The organism is Sphingobium sp. (assembly GCF_041987595.1).
In the GTDB taxonomy this organism is placed as follows: domain Bacteria; phylum Pseudomonadota; class Alphaproteobacteria; order Sphingomonadales; family Sphingomonadaceae; genus Sphingobium.
On record NZ_JBHIWJ010000079.1, the window covers coordinates 11522 to 18508 of the forward strand.

The window sequence follows — 6987 nt, forward strand, 5'->3', positions numbered from 1 at the left end:
TTTGCGCGTCGAGCAGGTCGATCCAGTCGTCGATCGTCTCGATACCGCTGGCATCGACGTGGGAAATGTCGCTGGTCGTCAGGCCCGCGAGCCATTTGGTCAGCTTGTCGAAACGGCTCCGTTCCAGATAGCTGATCGGATAGGATTTGTAGACGGTGTGCGGAAACAGAAGCGGCGCCAGATCGTCGATCGTTTCGATCGCGTCGATGCCCTGCTCGCGCGCCAGCTTGTCCAGCACTGACAGGCCGGGCCGCAATTCGGCAAAGCGCTTGCGAGCGCCGTCCAGATGCAGCCGGTCGATCTCCTCGCGACTGAGCGTGAAGGCTTGCGCATAGGGCGCATCGTGAAAGCTGGTGGGATCGGCGATCAGTCGATCGAGATAGCTGCTCATAAGAAAATCCGTCCTTCTTGATGGGACGGATTGTGGCGGGGGCGAGGCGTTCGCCGCAATGCCGATGCCTACAGCCGGAACGCCCAAACATCGTCAGGCGGACATGAAGCGCGATGCTTCACATCATATCGGATCGGCGATCCAACGCAGAACTGGTTCAGCGCAATGCGCCACGCTCTTCGCGAAATTCGCGGGGGGTCATGCCGGTCGCCTTCCGGAACGCCGCCGAGAAAGCGGCAGCGCTTTGGAAGCCGCATTTGCCGGCGATCACCTTGATCATCGCCTCGTCACGGATAAGCAGGTCTTGCGCACGCGCGATCCGGCGGCTGGCGATATAGTCGGTCAAAGTGATGCCAGTGGTGGCCCGGAAAGTCCGGATCAAGTGACGCGGGCTGGTGCGGATTTCGGCGGCCAGATCGGCCACCGAAAGCATTTCGGCCAGATCGGCCTCTATTTTATCCTTGATGCGACGCAAGCGCCAGCCGGGCATCTGTCCATGTGCGCTGCGGTCATCATATTGGGCTTGGCGAAAATGCCGGCACAGTTCGACGACGAGCATCAACGCCATGCTTTCGAGCAATATATCCTGTCCAAAGCCTGGATTGCGCAATTCCTCCACCAAACGGGCAAGCCCCTGACGCACCCGACCGATCTGAACATCATGACATGCAGCCAGATCGGCGACGCTGTCATCCTCGAACAGTTGCATCGCCCGGTCGTTTTCAAATGTCAGACACAGCAGGCTGTGTTCGCCCGGTTCGCTTAGGGTCGCAAATGCACCACCCTTGGGCCGGAAGACGACATCGCCTGGCGGATCTGCCAGTTGGCGTTCGTTGTTGAAGAAACGAGCAGTGGGGCAGCGCGGGCCGATGGAAAAATCCAGATAGTAGGAATCAGGTTGAAAAACCGATCGGCTGCTCTGGGTCCATCCGAAGTGACGGATATCAGCGAAAATGCCGTTCGTATGGAACCGCCGTTCGACATGGAAATGCGACGCAGTGTGCGGGGCACAGAGCGGCAGACCAAGGTCGGCTTCATGTCGCATCCTCAACCTCCTCGCCATCGATCGAATCTTGGCTCGATCCTAAAGCGCAGGACCATTATTTCCCTGTAGATCGCGAATGGCAAGTCAGTGCCGATCATGATCATGCACATCGGCGACCACCCATCGGCTTGCCAATGCAAACAGGCCGGCGGCCAGGATGAAGAAGCAGGATCCCAGGCTGAGCGACAGGCGCAGCCCCTGTGCGCTTGCCGCCTCGCAGGCCGCGACAGCCTGCTTGGCGCATTCGGCCAGGCTGAGGCCTGCCGACACCCGCGCACTTTCCCCCAATATATCGCTGGCAAGGCCGATCAGCGGCGGGCCCAATCCATAGCCCAATATGGAACTGGTAGCGATAATCACGGCGGAGGCCATGGCGCGCATATGCGGCGGCGCCACATCCTGTCCGTGCGCATACATGGCGGGCATGTAGAAATGCTGCCCCATGGATCCGAGCACCATCAACGCCACCGCAAGACCAACCGTAGGAATTTGAAAAGCGGCGGCATATAGCGCGCCGCACCAGAGCAAGCCGAAGGAGGGCAGCCATGCCTTGATTCGCGGGTAGCGACGCGCACCCAGGTCCATCATCGGGCCGCCCAACAGCGTGAAGACGATGCCGACGCCACCGATCACAAGCCCCATCAGCGCCGACGCATTGGCCAGGGACAGGCCGTGCCCGCGCATGAGGAAGGACACCATATATTGTTGATTGGCATAGCTGCCTATCCCGGCGACGCCCCCCGCGACGGCCACCAGAGCAAAGCTGCGCCGGGCCAGCAACTGGCGGACTGTGTCGATGAAAGACGCGGCATGATGCGATCGGGGCTGGCTGCGCGGCGGTTCCGTTACGGTGGCGCGGAACAGCAGAGCCATGACGATGCCGGCCATTCCGCAGATGAGGAAAGCCGTGCGCCAACCATAAGCGGCTATCAAAGCGCCCCCGCCCACCGCTGCGACGATGGCGCCGAAGGGGCCGGCGACGGCGAAGATGGCGATGGCGGTCGTTCGACGTTGCGCGGGGAATGCGTCGGAGATGAGCGAATGCGAGGCCGGCGTGCATCCTGCTTCGCCAATGCTGACGGCGGCTCGCCCGACGAGCATCTGGACGAAATTGGCTGCAATTCCGCAAAAGGCCGTCATGGCGCTCCACAATGTCAGCGAAATGGCGATGATCCCCACCCGGCGACCGCGGTCCGCCGCGCGCGCGATCGGGAAACTGAAGACCGTGTAGAGTATGGCGAATGCGGGTCCGCCAATCAGGCCCAGCTGAAAATCGCTGAGATGGAGATCGACCTTGATCATTTCCTGGGCGACCGAGAAGAGCAGTCGATCAATATAGTTGAGGCAGTTGAGCAGAAATAGCGCGACAATCGCCCACGATAACAGTGATCGCCCGTCGGCGGAAAGCGATGCGTCGTCCGGCATCGGTTGCGGACCTGCATCCACTATTGACGGATTGTGCATCACTCATCCTATTTCATTCTTGTCGACTGTGACGAAGGCTATGCCAACACCGCACCCTATGCCTCCGCCACGACTATCGCCGGGACGACAGATGTCGCACCGGAGACATATTCCTTCCCATATGGCTCCCCGTCGATTTCCCGGATAGTGCGCAAAACACAGGCAAAGGGGGGATTTACGATGATCGCAGTCCGCGCGCCCGCCATGTCGATCTGCGGGCCGCCGCTTGGCAAAGTCGCGCCACGCAGGACCGCATCATGATCCAGTCGATCGGCATCTTACAGGCAGCGACGCCGTTTCCCGCCATATCGCTTCCCGCAATATTCGCCCAGATCGCGCATATCCTTCGCCGCAGCTGCAGCCAAGTGTTGCTCGCAGGGAAATTCCTTTTCACGCGCCTCGACGCGCTCGCACAATTCCTCGATATCGCATCGTGAAAGAATGTTCTTTTCACGCAAATAGCAGACCAGGCTCTGCAATATGATCAAAGCCTTGTCGCCGCTCTCTACCGATTGACTGATATCCATTTTTCGATCCTGGACCTTGAAATACGGCATAACTGCCCGTCTCTCGACTAGGCAGTTATGCAGCAAATCAGCGACGCAACCCCTGACGAAAGATAGGATCGTTCAAACAGGCCGGGTCAGGCCCATGGGTGAAGTGGACGACGCCACCTCACCCATCCCCCTGTGTCAGAAGCGATAGGAAACCGTTGCGCCCCATGTGCGCGGCGCTGCGGTAAAGCCGATCGCGGTGCCGAAGGTGCCATACCCATTGAATATGGCGTTGTAATATTTCTCCTGTGTCAGGTTGCGGCCCCAAAGGGTGAACTCCATTCCGCTGTCGAGCTTGAAATTCACGCTTCCGTTCAACACACCATAGGCCTTGAGCCGACTGAAGCTGTTCTGCGTATCGATGAAGCTGATCGCCGCCGCACGTTCCGCCGGGTCGTTGACGCCGTCGTTGAGCGCTGGCGTCGTCAAATCCGCGGTGGCATAGTCCTGGTAGACGGCAGATGTGTAGGCATAGTCGGCATGTAGCGCGATTTCGCCCCCTTTGACCGGGAAGCGCTGCGTTGCGCCGATATTCCATGTCCATCGCGGCGCGCGCGGAACGATCTCGCCGCTCCGATCCACCGTGCCGCCCAGGCCCGCCGCGGTGAATGATCCCGCAGCATATTTCGCTTTCAGCCAGGACAAGGCGCCACTTAATTCCATGCCCTGCCACGGAATGAGCGTGCCTTCAAACTCGACACCATAAGCCTTCACATCGCCTGCATTCTGAACGAACTGGGTCAGATTGGCGCCAACCAGCGCATTGACGACATTCTGGGCGCCGTTTCGCCAAATATAGAAGCCCGCGAAATTGGTCCGCAGATGACGATCGAAGAAGTCGCCCTTGAAGCCGATCTCGGCGTCCTTCACCTTTTCCGGCGCAAAGGAACTCGCGTCGGGCGGGGTCGGGCGCGAATTGAGACCGCCAGCCAGTGCTGCGCCACCCGTCTTTGCATAGATGAGCTTGCCGTCGCCCAACTCATAGTCGATGCTGGCGAGCCAGGCGGGATAATCAAATTTAGCAGTGACGGGATCAACGCAATCGGGACCGGGGGCGACCAAATTCGCATTGGCCCCCACGGCGCATAGTCCCGTAGCGGGCAGTGTGACCAACTGGCCGTTGGAGAGAAACGAACCAGAAAAGCCAGGAATTCCGCCGATATAACCCATGCGGTTGATCGAGCGCTTGTCCCAGGTATAGCGGAATCCGCCGGTCGCGCGCAGCCGTTCGGTCAGGCTGTAGTTGACCTGCGCGAACAAAGCCTTCGATTCCGACTTGTACGTGGCCAGGTTGGTATTGGCCGGGGCAAGGTTGAAGCCGAAATCGGTATCTTGGAATACGAGCGACTGGGACTGCTCATCGCCTGTTTCCTTGAAATAGAAACCGCCGAAAATGAATTCCAATTTCCCGAGATTGCCGGAGAATTGCAGTTCCTCGCTACGCTGCTTTTGTGAATAGTCGCTCGCATAGGATGCGATCTTGGCAGGCGTGCCGTCAAGATCGGTACCATCCCCGGTGTCCGCCTCGCGATAGGCCGTTATCGATTTGATCTTAACATCGCCCAGATCATATTCGATCGTCGCACGGACGCCCCATGTCTTGTTATAATTATAGGGCGTATCGATGTTGGCATTGCCCGTGTTGGGATCATTATAAGTTCTATAGAAGCGGCTCTTACTCTGGAGGAAGCTGGCAATGTCGAATTGGCCGGAATAGAGTGCCAATGCCGGTCCTGTCGGGTTGATGCCGCGTAGGGCGACATTATTGTACGTATCCTTGATGTTGGCATAGTCGGCCGACAGGGATATGGTCATCGGGATCGCCGACGGCTCCCAGTTCAGCGTGCCACGGGCCGCGATGTCGTGATCGATACGAGCCGCATCAACCCCTCTTATGGGGTTGTCGCCAAAGCCCTTGCCCCTCTCGCCATAGCGCCCCGCCAAGCGCAGGGACAATTCGTCGCCCGAAATCGGCAGGGTCAGCGAGGATTCGATCGACCAGCTTTCATAGTTGCCGATACGACCCGTGACATAGCCGCCGAAATTGCCGTCTGGCTGCACGGTCGTCATGTTCAGAGCGCCACCCGTCGTATTGCGTCCGAACAAGGTTCCCTGGGTTCCGCGCAAGACCTCGACCGAAGCCAGATCGAGGAGCCCGAGATTTCCGGCGATGGGTCGCCCATAGTAGACGCCATCGACATAAATGCCGACGGCAGGATCGGAGAATGAATTGGGGCTATTTTGCGCATTGCCGCGGATGGCGAGATATATGAGCGATGCGTTGCCGGTACCGCCGGATTGCACCGACAAACCCGGCGCCGCGCGGCCCACATCCGCCACTTCGACAATCTGCCGTTCAAGCAGCGCGGTCGGATCGAGCGCCGTGACCGCCACGGGTACAGTCTGAAGGTTTTCCGACGTGCGGCGAGCCGTCACGATGATATCGCGAACACCGCTATTGTCATCACTGCTCGCACTTTGCTCGACTGCTTCTGCCGCATGGCTTGCGCCACCGACACCCAATGCCGTGCCAGCCAGCAAGATTGCGCGAAATATTTTGATCATGCCATCCCCTCCACTATTAATATTATTAAATAACGGAATTTGCTTTTGTTATTATAATTTCCGATATTATTTTTGTTTACAAATTTAATAGAAGAAATACTATATATACACGATATATTTCTCAACCAATACCGCAAATATGATCTTAATTACTAGATCATAACGATATCAGGCAGCATATTAAACACCCTCCTGCTTTACAGTTTCCGGGCATTTCTACTTGCCAATTTTATCGTTTCATGCGGGGAAAACACATATCGTTGGATAGGCATCCTAATCCGGGGGGCCACGCTTTTATCCCCGTAGCAAAGGCTCCATCGGCACCAGAACAAGATGATCGACAGGCGCATCGGGACCCGCGATCACCAGGCACTGCCGCAGCATCCGTCGATGGAAAAAGCGCGTCAGGGCAGCGTCATCGGCAGACGCGTTCTTTTCGATGAAGCGCATTAATGCGGCCTCCCCCTCGGCTGCATCGGCATAGCCCGTACCCAGTAGCGCCTCGATATCCTTGCCATCCTCTTCTCGCAGCCAATCGCGGTAGCGCAACTGGTTGCGGAGATAGTGAGGGATCGAGGCAAGGATATTGCGTTGCCAGTTCTGTAGCGAGCCGCTTTCGGGCAGGCGTTCGATCTCCGCCTGCAATTTATCAAGTGCCAGATCATTCTGGTCGACGGCAGCAGGCGGCGGAAGCGCAATGGGGTCGAGCGCCACATCCAATATCTCGGCCAACGCTTCCACGCATCGCCGCCCGATCATCGACACCTGTACCGCTGCCTCGACCCAGTCGCCGCCGCGCCCCTTTTCGTACATCCCGAACAGTGGACCGTAAATGGCTTCGGCCAGGAAGGACACGGTATGATAGGCGATCGCGTCAAAATCGAGCGGCACGCCGATCGCCGTTTCATAATGGCGGAACAGGGCGGCGACGTCGCCCATATTCTCGATCGGGTGACGGCCCCTGAAAC

General features: G+C 58.2%; 4 protein-coding genes and 2 pseudogenes. All 6 read right to left on the reverse strand.

Annotation, left to right across the window (positions count from 1 at the left end; genetic code table 11):
- Window positions 1–391 (reverse strand): annotated as a pseudogene (locus ACFC3J_RS16885) (hypothetical protein); the annotation flags it as partial.
- 157 nt (window positions 392–548) lie between these two features.
- Window positions 549–1436: an AraC family transcriptional regulator gene (locus ACFC3J_RS16890; protein WP_279729999.1), complete on the reverse strand. Its 888-nt coding sequence runs from the start codon at window positions 1434–1436 to the stop codon at window positions 549–551.
- Between the two features lie 84 nt (window positions 1437–1520).
- Window positions 1521–2900 carry a spinster family MFS transporter gene (locus tag ACFC3J_RS16895; protein ID WP_375197271.1) on the reverse strand — a complete coding sequence of 460 codons (1380 nt, stop codon included), beginning with the start codon at window positions 2898–2900 and terminating at the stop codon, window positions 1521–1523.
- A 278-nt stretch (window positions 2901–3178) separates the two neighbouring features.
- Entirely contained in the window at window positions 3179–3427 is a 249-nt protein-coding gene (locus ACFC3J_RS16900) for a hypothetical protein (protein WP_279730036.1), read from the reverse strand.
- 165 nt (window positions 3428–3592) lie between these two features.
- Window positions 3593–6019 (reverse strand): TonB-dependent receptor, encoded by a 2427-nt coding sequence (locus ACFC3J_RS16905; RefSeq protein ID WP_279730003.1) that lies wholly within the window; start codon window positions 6017–6019, stop codon window positions 3593–3595.
- 294 nt (window positions 6020–6313) lie between these two features.
- Window positions 6314–6987, reverse strand: a pseudogene (locus ACFC3J_RS16910) (hypothetical protein); the annotation flags it as partial.